The sequence below is a fragment of the Paenibacillus sp. FSL R5-0923 genome, from assembly GCF_038009145.1.
Taxonomy (GTDB): Bacteria; Bacillota; Bacilli; order Paenibacillales; family Paenibacillaceae; genus Paenibacillus_AQ.
Window position 1 is genome coordinate 5,204,863 of the sequence record NZ_JBBPAT010000001.1, and the last position, 17,840, is coordinate 5,222,702.

At 44.9% G+C, this 17,840-nt stretch carries 13 protein-coding genes; 1 reads left to right on the forward strand and 12 read right to left on the reverse strand.

Translation table 11 applies throughout. The annotated features are described in order from the left end of the window. Positions 1-10: 10 nt before the first annotated feature. On the reverse strand, positions 11-1,024 hold the full coding sequence (locus tag MKX35_RS23455) for a LacI family DNA-binding transcriptional regulator (RefSeq protein ID WP_076298479.1): 1,014 nt from the start codon (positions 1,022-1,024) through the stop codon (positions 11-13). Between the two features lie 254 nt (positions 1,025-1,278). Next, the gene (gene uvrA / locus MKX35_RS23460) at positions 1,279-3,792 is read right to left on the reverse strand and encodes an excinuclease ABC subunit UvrA (protein ID WP_076298610.1); all 2,514 of its coding nucleotides are present in this window, start codon (positions 3,790-3,792) and stop codon (positions 1,279-1,281) included. 260 nt (positions 3,793-4,052) lie between these two features. Between uvrA and MKX35_RS23465 the strand changes: the two genes are divergently transcribed. Then, entirely contained in the window at positions 4,053-4,490 is a 438-nt protein-coding gene (locus MKX35_RS23465; protein WP_076283391.1) for a MarR family transcriptional regulator, read from the forward strand. Positions 4,491-4,729: 239 nt separating this feature from the next. On the opposite strand, the gene MKX35_RS23470 is transcribed toward MKX35_RS23465, so the two are convergent. From MKX35_RS23470 to MKX35_RS23515, 10 genes are all read right to left on the reverse strand, one after another. Beyond that, positions 4,730-5,827: a mandelate racemase/muconate lactonizing enzyme family protein gene (locus tag MKX35_RS23470; RefSeq protein WP_076283076.1), complete on the reverse strand. Its 1,098-nt coding sequence runs from the start codon at positions 5,825-5,827 to the stop codon at positions 4,730-4,732. Between the two features lie 36 nt (positions 5,828-5,863). After that, positions 5,864-6,187 (reverse strand): L-rhamnose mutarotase, encoded by a 324-nt coding sequence (locus tag MKX35_RS23475; protein WP_076283077.1) that lies wholly within the window; start codon positions 6,185-6,187, stop codon positions 5,864-5,866. A gap of 26 nt (positions 6,188-6,213) precedes the next feature. Continuing rightward, positions 6,214-6,984 (reverse strand): SDR family NAD(P)-dependent oxidoreductase, encoded by a 771-nt coding sequence (locus MKX35_RS23480; RefSeq protein WP_076283078.1) that lies wholly within the window; start codon positions 6,982-6,984, stop codon positions 6,214-6,216. Between the two features lie 3 nt (positions 6,985-6,987). Further along, complete coding sequence (locus MKX35_RS23485; protein ID WP_076283079.1) at positions 6,988-7,848, reverse strand: amidohydrolase family protein; 861 nt, start codon at positions 7,846-7,848, stop codon at positions 6,988-6,990. A gap of 28 nt (positions 7,849-7,876) precedes the next feature. Continuing rightward, entirely contained in the window at positions 7,877-8,788 is a 912-nt protein-coding gene (locus MKX35_RS23490) for a fumarylacetoacetate hydrolase family protein (RefSeq protein WP_076283080.1), read from the reverse strand. Positions 8,789-8,824: 36 nt separating this feature from the next. Beyond that, positions 8,825-9,598 (reverse strand): SDR family NAD(P)-dependent oxidoreductase, encoded by a 774-nt coding sequence (locus tag MKX35_RS23495; RefSeq protein ID WP_076283081.1) that lies wholly within the window; start codon positions 9,596-9,598, stop codon positions 8,825-8,827. Further along, complete coding sequence (locus MKX35_RS23500; RefSeq protein ID WP_076283082.1) at positions 9,598-10,359, reverse strand: IclR family transcriptional regulator; 762 nt, start codon at positions 10,357-10,359, stop codon at positions 9,598-9,600. Before MKX35_RS23500 ends, MKX35_RS23495 begins: the two co-directional genes overlap by 1 nt. A gap of 150 nt (positions 10,360-10,509) precedes the next feature. Further along, positions 10,510-13,263 (reverse strand): alpha-mannosidase, encoded by a 2,754-nt coding sequence (locus MKX35_RS23505; RefSeq protein ID WP_076283083.1) that lies wholly within the window; start codon positions 13,261-13,263, stop codon positions 10,510-10,512. A 45-nt stretch (positions 13,264-13,308) separates the two neighbouring features. Continuing rightward, positions 13,309-16,458: a beta-galactosidase gene (locus tag MKX35_RS23510; RefSeq protein ID WP_076298480.1), complete on the reverse strand. Its 3,150-nt coding sequence runs from the start codon at positions 16,456-16,458 to the stop codon at positions 13,309-13,311. Beyond that, a complete protein-coding gene (locus tag MKX35_RS23515) occupies positions 16,455-17,774 on the reverse strand; it encodes a glycoside hydrolase family 125 protein (RefSeq protein ID WP_076298481.1) in 1,320 nt (439 codons plus the stop codon). The genes MKX35_RS23510 and MKX35_RS23515 overlap by 4 nt, the downstream gene beginning before the upstream one ends. Between the last annotated feature and the right edge of the window lie 66 nt (positions 17,775-17,840).

A 17,840-nucleotide genomic window follows, 5' to 3' on the forward strand; every position in this document is an offset into this window, starting at 1 on the left:
ACCGTCCTCTTTATTTAATGGGTGAGTTGCCTGTGGATTCTCGGATCACCAGTTCAGGCTGCAATACAATTCTTTGCTTGATATCATCTGTATGATCCAGACTGCCGATCAGCAAATCAAATGCCATCTTCACCATCTGATTCATCGGTTGAGCAATAGTTGTTAACGTTGGATTCGTCACGGTTGACAGAATAGTATCGTCAAAACCAATGATAGAGAGCTGTTCCGGTACAGATATTCCCTCTTCCTTCGCAGCCTGGAGTGCGCCGATGGCAAGCAAGTCGTTGCAACAAAATAATGCTGTCGGACGCTCCGCGCCGTGGAGAATCTCGGATGCTACCCGTTTGCCGTCTTTGATATTCGACTCACACGCGAAGATATTCTTCGGGTCCAGTGAAATGCCAGCCTCAAATAATCCAAAGCGGAAACCCCTGACCCGCTCAAAGCTGCTGCTTACATTGAAATCCTCGGACAAAACCGCCATCTTGCGATGACCTTTTTCAAGCAAATGTTCAGCGGCAATAGTGCCTCCTTTGAAGTCATCGTTCAATACACGGTGAACAGCTATGCCTGCGGTCTCCCGAGCGATCATAACTATGGGGAAGTATTTCTCTACATGGAGCGCCAAGATATCCGCATTTCCCACACCTGTTCCGATCAGAATACCGTCAACATTTTTTTGATCCAACAGCCGAATGTATTTCTCTACGCGTTCATCTTTGTTATCTGTGCTGCACACAATAACACTATACCCCTCGGAGTGTGCCAGATCCTCTACGGTTCTAGCTATCTCGGAAAAAAAAGGATTCGAGACATCTGGAATAAGAAGACCAATGGTATAGGTCTTCTTCCCCATTAGTGCCGAAGCAATGACACTGGGCTGATATTGCAGCCGCTTCATCACCTCAAGGATTTCATCTCGCTTCTTGTTGCTTACTTTTCCTTTACCGTTAATCGCATTGGAGACGGTAGCAATTGATACGCCCGCTTCCCTGGCAACATCATATATCGTGGTCGTTTTCATGGCATTAACCTCATTATAAGTATTAAGTGGATTGGAGTCTTTGCATCCTCCCTTCACATAAGTTAAGCGCTTAACCTAATGTTACTATGACGACAGCAATAAATTCAATTCATTTTTCTTGGAGGTTTAGATGCTTCGTCTTCTGCCGCTCAATGCTAGGCTTGGTGAATATGCCGGAACACACTAAGAAGTGCCCCGAAGCCATGGATTGTATGGCTTCGGGGCACTCTCTTTTTTCAAAATGGATATCTGATTTAAAGTGGATTAAAGCCCTCAGCCAGAATCCGTTTCAAGAACATCCCTGTATAAGATTCCTGTACTTCAGCGACCTGCTCCGGTGTGCCTTCAGCTACAAGCTTACCTCCAACTGTGCCCCCTTCAGGGCCAATGTCGATCACCCAGTCAGACTCCCGAATCAGTTCTAAGCTGTGCTCCACAACAACAACCGTATTTCCCGTATCTACCAATTTGCTCAATAAGGTATGAAGTTGCTTGATGTCTGACGGATGTAGACCTGTCGTTGGTTCATCCAGCAAATAGAGCGTATGATTTTTAGATGGCTTGCTCAGCTCTTTGGCCAGCCTGATCCGCTGTCCCTCGCCGCCTGATAAGGTTTTGACAGATTGTCCCCATTTAAGGTATCCAAGACCCACCTCACACAACGTCTCAATAATACCGGCCATTTTGGCCTCCGACTTAAGAATCGGCAAGCTTTCCTGTATAGACATGTCCAACAGATCTGAGATAGAGAAGCCATCATACTTCACCTGTAAGACCTCATCCGTAAACCGTCTTCCTTTGCAGGCGTGACACTTTACTTCTAGATCAGGCAGAAAGTTCATGTCTACGGACAATACACCAAGTCCCTGACAGGTTTCGCACCGTCCCCCCGGTGTGTTAAAAGAGAAATGCTTGGAGGTCAGTTTTCTTTTCTTCGCCTCTGGCAAAGCCGCAAATAACTGACGCAGATGTGTAAATACATCGGTATAGGTCGCTACATTAGAACGCTGCATTCTACCCATGGGTGATTGGTCAAAGATCACAATGCTCCCGACTTCACCTAAACCCGTAATCTCCTTACAGCCTGTTTGTTCATGACCATTAGAGCTTCCTTGCGCAAGGATATCAAATATAAGCGTGGACTTACCCGAACCCGAAACCCCTGTTACAGATACAAGACAACCAAGTGGAATGGAGACTTCTTGAATATCAATATTCCGGTACTGTGCCTGCCGGATAGTGATCTGCTTTCCGTTCCCTTTTCGGCGAATACGTGTGGGAACTTCGAGACGCTCTTCTCTGAGATAAGCTCCTGTAACCGAAAGCTCGCTTGCCATCAAATCTTCTAAACTACCTTCACCAACAACGATTCCACCATGCAATCCAGCACCCGGACCCATATCAATAATATGATCCGCAGCACGCATCATCTCAATATCATGTTCAATAACGAGCACGGTATTCCCCAGATCACGCAGCTCCTGAAGCACACGAATAAGGCCAACTGTATCCCGAGGATGAAGTCCCGTCGTCGGTTCATCCAGAATGTATAAAACACCGGTCAACCCTGAACCCAGCAGTGATGCTAGACGCAGGCGCTGTGCTTCCCCGCCAGATAAAGAGACTGTCTGCCGGTTCATGGAAAGATAACCTAGGCCAACATCGATAATCCGCTTTAGTCTAGTAGGCATATCATGAAGGATCGGCTCAAGTAGATGTAGACCTTCGGCAGGCAGTGCCGCCTCCAGTCCTTTCGTCCACTCATACACCTCACTAAGCGACCAGTCAGATACATCTATGATCGATGCGTCAGCTACTCGAACTAGACGAACTTCTTTTTTCAGGCGAGCTCCTAGGCATTCCGGGCATTGCTGCTCATGAAAAAATCCGCCATCTTTCTCCTGCGTACCAGCCTCCCCTTCCTTCTCCTTATACCGCCGCCACAAACCGGGTATAACACCTTCAAACTTCGTCCCTTGGATTGGCTTAATATTAGGGAAATGGCGTTTAAAAGCTTCACTCTCCACACCGTAGTAGAGCAAATCACGCTGAATCTCACCGTAATCCTTCAACGGTTGATCCGGGTCAAACACAAATCCAAAATGTTTTCCCGCCGCTACTAATATCCGCATCTGTATATCCCGATGAACGCCATTCAGAGAAGCTACTCCCCCCTCTTTCATGCTAAGCTCTGGATTAAATACCGCTGCTTCATTTATAGTCGCCACAGACCCAAGTCCACCACAAGCTTCACAAGCCCCTTCCGGCTTATTGAAGGAAAAATGTGACATGCCAAGTTTCTCAAGCTCAGCTCCGCAATGCGGACAGCCCATCGACTGACCTTCCATTTCCTCGTCTTCTTCTATTAGTAGCCCCCTCGCTTCAAAAGAAGGTGGTATGCTACCATTGCAAGAAGGGCAAATCCGCTCCCCTAATCTAGAAAAAATAAACCTGACAAAGGTATAGATGTCAGTTACAGTCCCTACTGTCGAGCGTGGATTACGATTCGTAACATGCTGTCCAACGCTAATGGATGGAGACAGTCCAACAATGGACTCGACCTTTGGTTTACTGATCGTATCTGAAGTCATGCCCATGGAATCTAAATACTGTCTTTGGCATTCCCGCTGAAGTGTATCCATAGCTAACGTCGATTTTCCTGATCCCGAAGGTCCCGTCAGAACAACAAGCTTATACTTAGGAATCGTGAGCGAGACATTCTTCAGATTGTTCTCTCGTGCACCTTTAATAACAATAGCTTCTTTCACAATGATTCCCCTCTCAATTAAAGCAATCACACATAGATATATCTCTTATCCATAACCATTTACGAATGCTGTCATACTACTTTTTTTGCAAAAGTATGCTTAATTCGATAGAATGTATTTGTAAAATAACACATTTTAAAATAACTTCATAATCAAATATCTTGATTAACGAGATATAAAGATTTTAAAAGGGGCGTTATCCTTTGTCAAGCCATGAACAAGCACAACCTACACCAGAGCAAGAACAATTCACCTTACTCATGCGTGGTCTGGGAACCCGAACGGTGGTATACCAGCAAAACGTAGCCGCCTCTCTTGGGTTATACAATAATGATTTTTTGTCTGTGGATATCCTGCGTGAAAAAGGCCCCATTACCGCTGGAGAGCTGTCCAAACTAACTGGACTTGCCACAGGTAGCGTTACTGCATTAATAGATCGTCTCGAAAAAAACGGATACGTTCGCAGACAAAATGACCCTAATGATCGCCGTAAAGTAATTATTGTCCCGTTGTATGAAAATAAAGAAGATGTCATTGACACGTACATGCCACTTCATACCGCTATGGTTAAATTGGCTGCTTCCTATACGGATGAAGAACTGGCCCTCATTTCACAATTTTTAGGCAAAGCCAGCACCGTTCTAGACGAGCAGATTGATCATATCAGTTCCCCAACGCGTAGTAAGTCTTCTTCTTGACTCAAATGCTAAAAACAACCAACCCCGCTTATTGCATATAACATGCATAAAGCGGGGTTTGTTGTTCATGTTCCGAATTTACGGACTGGAAAGACTGTATAGCAGTCAAGCACTTATGAGCGTAGGCTTAAAGCATCATTTAAAAGACGATAATCAAAGCAAGATTGTTCGGATACAGAAAGTCCGCTAACAGGAAGAGACCCTTGCGAGTGATCTTATGAACCCCTTCCATCACTTCATTATCTCACGCGATACTGCTCAAACAGCGTTGGTATAATCTCCGTTGATGCACCCGGCATTTGAGGTAGTATGTAGTGCCCATTAACAACCGTAGCCGGCTCCACAAAAATATGGCGGATCCAAGGAATGTATTCCAGCATGATCGCACCTGGTGTTGCTGCAACCAAATGCTGATGAATTTGCCCCATATCACCAACATGCGGACAAATCGGAATATCGTATGAAGCGGCTAAACCTGCAACCTGTTGCCATTCCGTAATCCCACCAACACGTGTTACATCTACTTGGCAATATTCGAGTGCCCCTTGATGGATATAATCCCGGAATGCATATTTCGTATAGACATGTTCACCTAACGCAATAGGTACATTTAATGCATCGGCCAGCTTCTTATGACCCATGATGTCATCTGGATTTAAGGGTTCTTCTAACCAGAACAAATCAAACTCCTCTAACTTCTTCCCCCATGTCATCGCTGTATTGATATTCCACTGTTGGTTCACATCGATCATGAAGATGGTTTGATCTCCTATCGCCTTACGAACAGCTTTGCAACGATCATAGTCCTCATGTGAATCTGCTTTACCCACTTTAATTTTGACTCCAGTGAAGCCCTGCTCTACAATTTCAGTAACGTCCTTAATCAAACGTTCTTTGGACCAGTTCAACCAGCCGCCGTTTGTATTATAAGCTTTTATTTGTTTGGATTTATGTCCTCCAAGATACTGCCACAAAGGTTTATTGGAAGCCTTCGCCATAATATCCCAAAGTGCAATATCTACTGCTGCCAACGCCATATGAGTAACTCCCGCTCTACCAATCCAATGCATTTTTCCAAAACGCAGCTCATCCCAAATCTCTTTCACCATAAACGGATCTTTGCCAATTAATAAAGGAGCGTAATAACGATCAATCGTATCAACGATCATATCATCACCATGTGCACAAGTTCCTGTATACCCATACCCCACAAAACCCTCATCTGTAAAAATCCGAACGCCTGCAAGTCCCCAATGCGTAGCAACATTAATTGCATCCGTTATTGGTGGTGTAATCGGTACGTGTAAGACGAAGCTTTCTACGTTAGTAATTTTCATATTTTTCATCTCCCTAGCTTTAAATGAAATGAATACTCAATCCAAATGGAAAACCTCATCCATACTCGCCCACCATTCACCCTCTAATGCAGACTTCACAGGATACTGACAAGGATCTGTTAAGCTCCACCATTCTTGTGTACGAGGATCTTCAGCCATGATGGCCATATCAGCCGTATAGTCATCCCCTGTATATTCAAAATAACTGAACAAGTAGCCGTCTCTATAAAAAATGGAATAGTTCTTAATGTTGCATTTCCTTAATCTATCCAACACTTCTGGCCATACAGATGCATGTAACGATTTGTATTCTTCTAGCTTCTCATCCTTGACATGAATAACACTCCCATATCGAGTCATTCCGCCCCTCCCTTTCCAATAACTCATTAATAACCTAAGGCTGCTCCACCATCAACAGGGAGCGCTACACCCGTAACAAATCCGGATAAATCACTCGCTAAATACAACACGGCTCTAGCTATCTCTTCCGTTGAAGCACATCTTCCCAATGGATGCATATCGATCAAATCTTGTACTGTAGTTGCCGGATTGGGCTGTTGACCGATCCACTCTTCTAATAAAGGCGTCATTACACCTGCTGGACATATGCAATTGACACGAACTCCATCGTTCGCATAATCCAACGCTAATGCTTTAGTCATTGCAATAATTGCGCCTTTTGAAGCCGAGTATACCGGATTTTGCTTTTGGCCTACCATTCCGCTTAATGAAGCCATATTCACGATGCAGCCACGGTTTTCTCTAATCGAAGGAATGCAGAATTTAATCATCAAATAGACACTCTTCAAATTGATATCCAAGGTACGAGTCCATTCTGTTTCAGAAATATCCTCCAAGCACTTCGGCAATACAACAGCTGCGTTATTGAATAGAATGTCAATCTTGCCAAACTTATTTAGGACCCATTCTACCAATTGTTTAACCTCTAGCTCCGATGAAACATCTGTTTTCACAGCATAAGCAACAGAATCCCCACAATGAACTGAATGAATTTCCTCGACTACTCTTTTAGCTTCAGCTTCATTCCAGTCCGCAATGATCACCTTAGCACCCTCACTGGCAAATAATTTGGCAGTCGCTTCGCCAATCCCGGAGCCACCGCCTGTAACAATAACGACTTTCCCTTGTAATTGCATAGGCTACACTCCAGTTTCAATAAAATGTGATGTCTCCAATTGATAAAAGCGGATCGCATTATTGCCAAAAACATCGTCTAATTCTCGCTCTGTAAGCGCTTCAGGTAAATTGTTTAACAAAATGCTTACTGTTTGATCATAGCTTGCTGCAAGCAGGCACACTGGCCAGTCACTACCGAATATGACTCGGTTTAGTCCAAATGCCTGTATGACGTGTTTGATATAAAAGTTAAAGTCAGATTCTACCCAGGTCGCCATATTTGCTTCGGTAACCATACCTGAAAGCTTGCAATACATCTGCGAATATTGCGCGACCTCCGTAACCCACTCTTGCCAAGGTGAGGATTCTTGCTGGGAAATTTGTGGCTTACCTATATGGTCAATGACCGCATGTAAATTTGGCACAAGCTTGAGCAATTTCAATACGGCTGGGAATTGTGCAGCATGGATCAATAAATCAACAGGGAATCCCATCGTCTCTAACCATTTTAAATGATGAATAACATGAGGACGTTGCAAATATTCATCAGCATCAATACTTTGAAGCATCAATCGGAGGCCAATAAAATGAGGATATTTACGCAAAAGTTCAAAGGTTTCCGCAAAATTGTCCTGCTCTAAATCCAACCAGCCCACAACACCAGCTATTGAATCATGGGTCTCGCATAAACTTAGTAGAAATTCAGTTTCTTCAACAGTAGCCGCTGCTTGAACAACAATGGTTTTCGTGATTCCATGTCGTAATAATGATTCTGTCAGGTCATCAGGCATAAAATCTCGATATAGTAATGGAACTTCTAGTGTAGGCCATCCGTAATCTCCTCGACTTAATTGCCAATAATGCTGATGCGCATCAATTCTCATGCTTTCACCTCACAAATTGAGTACATTGTCAGTCTTCCTTAACGAGCCGGTTCGTCAGCTTGCCGAGCTTTTCAATCTCAATCGTGACGATATCACCATCCTTCAGGTAAATCTGCTGATCTACCGGATAACCGAGGACGACGCCTTCTGGTGTTCCAGTCAGAATGATGTCTCCAGGAACAAGCGTCATATGTTGCGAAATATAACTTACGATCTCATCGCATTGGAAAATCATATCTGACGTATTGGAGTGCTGGCGGATTTCTCCGTTGACTGTACATTTAATCTCTAAATCATTCGGGTTTTCGATTTCATCCGCTGTAACTAGATAAGGTCCAAGAGGAGAGAATTTATCACATGACTTGCCTAACAGCCATTGCTGAGTCCTTAGCTGCAAGTCCCGTGCGGATAAATCATTTACGTTGCAATAACCAAATACGTGGTTAAGCGCGTCCTCTTTCGTAACGTACTTAGCTGATTTACCGATAACGATAACAAGCTCTGCTTCGTAATCAACTTTTTTCGTCACTCTTGGAAGGGAAATATCGTCGCCATGTCCCGTCAACGTGTTATTGAATTTATTGAACAATATCGGGAACTCAGGAATTGCTGCGTTCGTTTCCACCGCATGCTTGCGATAGTTAAGACCGACGCAGATGATTTTATTTGGATGAGTCACGCATGGACCGAGCGTCAACTTCGCTTCATCTATTAGGTATGAACAGTCTTCTCCAGCCATATCCAGTGCTTGAGTTGTGAATTGATCCAACCTCGAAGCCGCTGCCTTACCACCGTCAATGACTTCGTGAACGGTCATAGGTACGGAATACCCATGCTGTGTAGGCAAATCTATTAAAGCGCTTGCAACATCCAGTATCCCTTTTTCTGTTACGACCCCCAATTGGTAATCACCATTGTTAACGAATGTTAATAACTTCATTATTAATTCCCCTTCCTTTTATCGTTTTAATGCTGTTCAGGCATTTTTTCCAAAAGTTGCGCCTCCATCAATATAGAGAGGAGAACCCATCATAAATTTTGATTCATCCGAAGCGAGAAATAAGGCGGCTTGGGCAACATCCTCAGGTAAGCCGAGCTCTTCACTAAGCTGACGCTTCTTAATTGACGCAATCGCAGTTTCCGGATTATCGTAAGAGGTTTTTAAGTATTTCTCAACGAACGGTGTTAGGATTGTACCTGGTAAAAGGGCATTTACACGAATATTGTATGCTGCGTAATCTACTTGCATGGATTTCGTCAGGGCCAATACCGCTCCTTTGGTAGCTGAATAAGAAGCTCTTCTGGCGAGCCCGATTTCTGCGACGCAAGAGGACATATTAATGATGTTGCCAGATTTTCGTTTCATCATATGAGGAAGCACATATTTGGAGGGCAAATATACCCCCCGAATATTAACCTGAATTACCCGTTCCCATGCATCCGGTTCAACTTCATGCAAAGCGCCTACTCCGCTAATCCCTGCATTGTTAAAAAGCACATCTATATAACCATATTGTTCAATGATTTGATCTACCATCTGCTCTACAGATTCAGCATGGGTCACATCCGCATGGATGAAATGACCTTTTCCTCCATCTGCATGAATATCCTTCAAAGTCTCTATACCTCTAGCTTCATCTAAATCGTTCACAATTACAGTTGCACCTTCACGAGCAAACAGCAATGCCGTGCTTCTCCCGATCCCTGAACCTGATCCCGTAATTAAGATGACTTTATTGGCTAATCTCATTAATGATTGCCTCCTTGGTATAGCGATAACCGATTCGCCAAATGACGAATTTCAGCCTCCGCAACATCCTTCTTTTTCTCCCAGATATGCTGCTGCATGGTACAGCTCACTGCTGCGATAGCCTCACCTGATTTAGATAGGATCGGGGCTGAAACACAGCTGAACCCAACGATAACTTCCTGCTCATCGAAAGCAATCCCCTCATCACGGATGATTCGCAGTTGCTTAACCAGATCCGCCTTCGTTTTCAATGAATACTCTGTAGCGCTCGTTAATTCTTGAATCGGGTACAATGAATCCAGATCTTTATCATCAATGAACGACAGGAGCAATTTTCCAAGTGCAGTCACATGAGCAGGGAACTTCATACCGGGGCCGGATGCTAGCCTGACCATAGTCGGCGCTTCCTCCTTAGCTAGATACAACACTTTATTACCTTCAAGTCTGGCCAACTGAACTGTCTCTTGCAGACGATCTCTTGTGGCGGTAGCTTCTCGGTGAAATGATGAGATTAAGTCCTGACCTTGCAAGTAGGAATCTCCCCACCTTCCCGCAGCGGAGCCAACGGCATAAGTATCGTTAGTATCTCTATTCACCCAATCAAGTACTTCCATAGTCTGCAAAATAGAATACATAGAACTCTTATGGATACCAAGCTGATTGGATAAATCAATTAATCGATGCTTATAGGGTTCCTCTGATACAAGGCGTAGAATCCCGTCTGCTTTCTCCAAAGCAGGCACCCAATATTTTTTGTCCATGTGAGCACCTCTTTCAAACATTATACAAAACCAAGTTTTCTATACAAACTAATTTTAATTTTATTAGTTATATTTGGCAATCTTTTTTTCAAAAAAAAGACGATAGCTCCTAAGCTGATACCTAGGTTAACTATCGTCTTTATATTCATATTATCTCCGAATACCAATCGTTACAATTTCGCATGGACCGATCTGTAAGGCCGAACTACCTTTCTCTTCGCTAGAGAGTGGGTGGCTCTCCTCTTCCAGGATCGACGTCTTATAGAAATACTGCTGCGGTATCGTTGAACGGATGGTCAGGTCGGTACTCTGCTGACTCATGTTGTACCAGCGAAGCAGTAGGTCTCCAGTCTGCTCGTTCATTTTTAGAGAGGAAAATGCGAGCTCCTGACTCTCCCATTCGAATGGAGTATACACCGGAGCAACCGCTCCTTCATGTACATCAGTCTGACATACGACCCAAGGAATCTGGAATTGATAAGCTTCAGCAAAAGCACCTGAGGTTATACCATCTCCTGTGTGTGGGATGAGCTCCATACGTACAACGTGCTCTCCGAGACATTGCGCTTCTGGAGTTGGGAACAAACCCCAGTCTCCCAGTTCACCCACGCTACGGAGTAGTGTAATCGCAATGGTGTTATGACCGTCTCTTAGCACTTCATATTCATTTAATCCAAAGTTAGCGACGGTTAGACCGGCTGTTTCATTACTGATATCAACAAAGGCCTGCTGATGCTGCGTGTTACTCGGATTCATCCATTCTGTAGCTGGCTCAATATTCCGCTCCGCAACCTCAAACATCGAATCCACATGATGTGTGGCGGTGTTCAAATCTGTCGGAAATAGCGCACGAATCCGGTGATCTTTGGCTTTATTGTCTATCGTCGTTTCGATATGCAGCCCCTTCCCGCCCCGCTCCAAGCTAATTACGGTACGAAGTTTAAGAATGACTGTGTCACTACTGCGCTGCGCTTTCCGCTCCGGGTAGTACACAAGGGCACGCTGTTCCTCGTCCAGCTTATTATCTGCTGAGGCTGGAATCTCCCAGTCATGCTTAATTTCCACAGATGCTCGATAAGGTGTATTTTCCAGAACGCAAATATTCGCCTGTAGTCCCTTGGTCGTTAAAGCTTGTTCACCCTCTGGCTGTTTATACATGTATTCATTCCCGATATCACCTGTGTTCTCATACACACCAAGATCCCGGTAGGTCATGCCACTGGCTTTGTCACTTAGCGTAAATGAACCATTATCATGGATCACTACTTTGATGGCCTCATTCTCCAACACCCGATCCCCTTGAAGCAAAGATTCAGGAGCTATAGGCAACCCTGCGTTAGCACGACGAACCCACGCATATGCACGAAGACCCAGCGCCGGAACTTGCACAGCTTCAAAGGTAAGTCTTACTCGGCGGCACATATAGGGCTGGCGGAATTTATCGTCAGGCAAATCATAACCAAACTGAAGACCCAAATCCTCCATCTGGCATGTAATGGCATTCCCTTGATCGTCTACTAATTCACGACCGTTTAAGTCAATATCTTTCATACGGCTGGCCGTTTCTTCTAGAGAGAAACCCTCTCGCAAATATAGACGTGCCGCATCAATTTCTATGCTCACTGTACCCGTGCGTCTCCACCCTGTCATATTCATGACTACTAACGGAAGCACTTCTTCACCATATGCTGCAAAACCGGACGTATCCACAGCTTCAGCGATCATGCGCTTACTATCATCAACAATGGTCTCTGCTACATGACGGCTTTTATCAAACCGGGTTACCATTTCGCGATGTACCTCATCCACGCTGCAGCCACAAATGCTGTCGTGAGGGTGATTCTGCATTAGCGTCTTCCAGGCATAGGTGAACAGATGATGAGGGTAATCTTTGCCCAATACATGTGCGAATGAAGCGAGTGGCTCGGCCACCTTTTCAAGCAAGACTTGCCCTTCCTGATTCATCTGTTTCAAATAGACACGAGCAGATGCGGTATTCACTAACGTCCCCCATCCGTCAGTGTGCTGGCTCCGCAGTTCGCCCTTTACGGTCGACAAATTGTTGTGATCCATTACATCCTCTACAGCTTTAAGGTAATCAGGGAAGTTGGAATGGATAAACTCCATATCTGGATATAGCCGCTTCGCAGTTTCAATAGCCTCCGGCAAATCCAGTTGAGCCGGTTGATGATCGCAGCCGTTCATGAATAATAACTCGCCTGTAGAGGCAAATTTCCGAGCATCTGCTAACTTCTTCTCCCAGAACTCTTTTGCCTCTGTTTCATTCACTGGCACTTCGTTTCCGTTCGAATACCAATTCGCAAATAGAATTCCAAGCACTTTCGATCCATCCGGACCTTCCCATATCAGCTCGGAGAACGAAGATTCATATCCACCGTCCGATACTGTATTGTTGAATCCAGTCGGCTTTACACCTCTTCCAAAAAAGGCATTATTGATGCCTGATTGCTTCATTAATTGTGGAGTCTGACCCACTAGACCAAAGGTGTCCGGAAAATAACCGATCTTAGAAGGTTCACCGTAACGCTTCGAATCCTGATGACCAATCTGCATATTACGTACATTTGCCTCTCCGCTAGTAAGGAAAGCATCTTGCAGAATATACCAAGGTCCAATCAGAAGACGACCCTCCGTAATATGTTTTTGTAGACGATCTTGATTCTCGGGACGAACTTGAAGATAATCTTCCAGAATGATTGTCTGTCCGTCAAGATAAAAACTCTTAAATTCACCATCCTCATCCAATCGATCCAGCAATTCATCGACCAGTTTAATAAGGCGTACATGATGCTTCTCATATGGAAGATACCATTCCCGGTCCCAGTGAGTATGAGAAATAATATGGGCAGTCTGAGGTTTAATAGATTTATCTGAACGTTCCAATGTAAAGACCTCCTTATATGCAATACGTACTCTCTACTAAGATGCTTAATGTAGTAGATGTGGATAAGTTATATGGATTTCGACTTCCTGCTGGCGATACACGCCAAGAAGATCACCTTTATAGTCCGTAGCAAACAGGACTGAACGTTCCTGTTCCAACAAGAACGCGTAGGTTCGGCCAGTGGCTGAATCCTTCACCTCGATTTTCGCATCCTGAGCATATTCCGATACGAAGGTGAAGAGCGCTCCTGTAGCAAAGCTCAATTTCCGTCCGTAGATACCTACTAAGTCCCCTCCGCTAATCCACTCCAAGTCACACTCCACATGAGCAGCATGGAGCGCGTAGCGATACAGTGCAGATGTAGTATCACTTCGGTCGCTCAATTCAACAGGCAGTGGACTCCATAGGAGTCGACCCTTGCCAAGCGGGATGTTTATGACTGAGTCTATAGTAGAGCTTCCGCTTCCGCCGGATTCGTGAATCATCGTTTCCTTCGATACCTCAGCAATCCTTCGGTGACCGAAGGAGACGGGGAGTTGTTGGCCTTGAAGGCTAAGCACTTCTTCACGGCGTACATTACGCAATTCACGCTTGCCAAGAATATCACTTAAGCGCTCTGAAGAACGCCAGTAAGCATCAATGTCGAGCGGGCCTGTAGCAAGCAATACCGCACCTGTCTCTTCAACGATGTGTAACAACCTTTCCATCGCTGCATCATCGAAGTTATGCGCGCTTGGCAGTATAATAAGCTTCACAGGATGGTTCTCCAAATCATCTAGGTGGTATTCAGAAGCCCCTCTAAAAGGCATCTTTAGATCATATGAAAGAATACGGGTAAGCTCTGTTGTAGCAGCGAAAGCCAGCTTCCGGTTAGAGAAATCATTCGAATACGGAAACACCACAGCGATCTCTTCCAGTTTTCGATCTCCAAATACGTCACGAATGCCTTCTATAAATTTCCCAAAGTCATAAGAGACATCCGCCTCTGGCTTTTCGGTTCCATCTGCTCTCAATGCTCCGATATGGGACTCATTCGCATTATCCATATAGAAGTTCGTATTCCAAATCCAGTGTATGGCCCCCGCACCAGCAGTTCCAAACGCATAGGCATATTTGCGTTCGAGTAGATTTCGCAGCTCTAGCTCCGAACGTTTTGCTCGTCCATCAGGAGTTTCTACATACATGACGCCAGTCTCTTGAATTAGGTTTGGCTTATTAGGTGTCTTGGCAAAGATGCCGTCCCACACCAGATAATCATTAAACCACCAGGAATGTACAGTGGTGTAATCCACCGTCTCCTCGTAGAAGAACGGTGAAGGTCGCTGCGCCCCTAGCCCTTCATCCTGCCCAACCGTAACCATCTGATCTGGACATTGCTCCTTAATGGTGTCATATAACTGCCTCACCCACCGGTTATGCATATCCATGGAGAACAAGCAATAATCAAGCCAACGCGTCCCTCTTTTAGCACTGTGCATATCCTGAACATCGAAGTTCATCTCTTTCGCTTCTGGCAACCCTGCCGATGCAAAGTCCGGAAGCTGTGCGGGTGTCATATTCCAACGTTCCTGTAGTACTTCGATTTCCCCATGTCTATGTCGAAGCCATTCTATGAAAGCTTGTTGCTCGAAGCGATCATGACATGAACTCGGACCATCCGAGAAAATACGTGCCGGATCAAACATCGACGGTTCATTAATAAGATCCCAATCTACATTCGAAGACGCTTTATGACGAGATACAATAGAACGAATGAAACGCTTCTGAGCCTCAACACTTTGTGGGTCCAAATAAGGATTTACCCCACCCCACGTTTCCGGTGTGAAGGAGAAGAACGTGAAAGTCACCTGAAGATCATGCTTCTTCGCCGTCATGATAAAGGCATCAATCGCTCGCAGTACCTCTTCTGAAACATGACCATCGTCTTGCATCACATTACGATAAGCAGTCCAGATTCCTGTTCGGATCCAGTTAATCCCTGCCTTCCGCATTTGACCCATATCGCGATCCCATACCCCAACGTTCGGCAGAAATAGAAATTTTCGTGCCACATCACTCGTCATATAAGTCATTCCCACAACAGGTAGCGGACGCCCATCTTTTATGAAATAATCTCTTCCACTCGTTACCGGTTCACCTGCTGCCAGAAGTTCAGGGGCATGCCCCCAGAACCCTTGACGTAGAATGCGGACCTCACCATCACTGGCTTCCGCTTCGCAGACCACTTGGAACAGACCACTCCTAATTTCCAGAGGAATAGGCACCCGAACGATGTTAAGCTCAGCATTAGCCTTCATCTCTAAACAATGGGACCAATGTAAGGAGGGATCGGATTCATGCTCAACATGCATTGTAAACTTCCATTTGTCTTCATTTCGCAAAGAAGGTTTTACCCGCTCAAGCTGCTGAATCTGAAGTGTCAGAGAAGCCCGTTCTCCTGACTCATATGAAGCGTAATTTGGCTTAACCCACATTTCCGTTACACCCTTACTACAGAAACGAACCCACTCAGACATCGCGGACAGCCCTTTTTCCTTCCATAAAGAAGCCGTTGCAGCCGTATTTACGAACAGCCAGCGTGAGCCTGCAAATAAACCAATCGTATTCTCCCAAAGAACTACTGGAGCAGCAGTTTCCCGCCCCTCATGCGTAATTCCCTTCAAAAGCGGGTAAATCCGTGTGCTCATCGGACCTGCTGACCCCATTTGATGGGGTAAATCACTCGTCTTCGTCGTATGTGGCACAAGGTTCCATGTCTCTTCACTCGCTATAAAAAGAGCTTCTTGCCCCTTAAGCAGAGGAATGACATCTGATGCAAGCAAGGACTGGTTGCGAGAACAATCAACACGCAGTACCTCATGAATAGACAGCTCTTGATGATAAGAGGTCTGTTCCACTTCCACATGCCATTGTTCATTTTTCCAGCGAACGGGTTGTTTGAAGGGGGCACCTCCAATGCTGATCAGTCCACCACCTCTTTGCAAATATCCAAGAATGTCTATCCATGCCGCTTTTGGGAAATAGGGTGCATGCAGATTAATGAAACATCCACCTTCGATTTCCTTAAGCGTTGCTGAAAGCTGATTCGCATTCACGATCGTACCGAACTCACGCATGGATTTAATCGCGTCACTAGGAATCGAATTGGAAATTGGGAAATCAGAATCATAGAATATGATTACAGGTCTGCTCATAGTAGTCCTTCCTTCATCGATTTATAGACTAGTTGGGAGAACAGACTATTGGACCAGGCAAACCATTTTCTAGTGAACATATTCGGGTCATCGACATGAAATCCTTCATGCATAAAACCAGTCCCCGCATCCGTTGACTCTAGCATCGCAAGCATGTCCAGCTTCTCTTCCTTCGTGGAAGCCGTCAAACCTTGCATAGACAATGCCATATGCCAGATATAATCTTTCGGAGTATGTGGACTGCCAATCCCTTTCGCTGCTGTTCCTTCGAAGTAAAAAGGATTCTCCTTGCTCAGCGCAAATCGGCGTGTATTCTGATAAATCTCATCATCTGCTGTAACATAGCCTAGATAAGGAATCGACATGAGTCCCGGTGTTCCCGCATCATCCATCAAGCAGTAGTTGCCGTAGCCGTCGGTCTCATAGGCGTATATTGGGCCAAATTTCGGATGACGATAAATACCATACAGCTTGATTCCATGATCAATGTCCGCTTCTAATGCTTTAAGCTCTTTTAGAAATTCAAGATCACGGAATACCCATTCTGCGAATTCCTGCATATGACGTAATGCAACAACGGCGAACATATTCCCCGGGATATTGTAATGGAAGTCGCAAGCATCATCGCTTGATCGGAACCCGGACCAGACCATCCCCGTGTAATTTACAGGCATACCAAGACCGTTGTTGCGTAACGTATCTTCAGGTATTCCATTATTACGCATAAAGCGGTAAGGAGATAATTCAGCATGGCGTTGCTCTGTTCTAAATAAATTGTATATTTTGACCATTGCTGCCTTAAATCCGGCGTCGAATATATCAGTTTTCCCCGTTTCTTTCCAATAGGCATAAGCCAGACGCATAGAAAAACAGAGAGAATCGATCTCGAATTTACGTTCCCACACCCAAGGGGACATTTCCGTAATATCGCTAGTGCTCCAATGCCAGTCATTCGCTGTTTCGTTAAACGCATTGGCATACGGATCAATATGTATATACTGAATATGTCGTTTAATTAGACCGCTAATGATACGTTGAAGATCCGGATCATTCTTCGCAAATGGCACATAGTGCATAACCTGCTCCACAGAATCTCGCAACCAGGAAGCAGGGATATCACCAGTAATGATGAATGTTGTTCCATCATCCATGAGCTTAGTCGTAGTCTCAAGTGTATTCGGAAAGCAGTTCTTGAAAAGCTGCAATAGTTTAGGGCGATGAGCTAACTTCTCCTCTGCTTCGTTCAATACTTCTTGAATCGCTTGTGGAAGCGGAAGCTTCGGCATTGAGATGGTTGGCAGTCTGAATTGTTCCATATTTCCACTCCTCTTGATAAAAATGAGTATAGATAGAGAGACGGGCAGCATAGCTGCCCGTCTCCA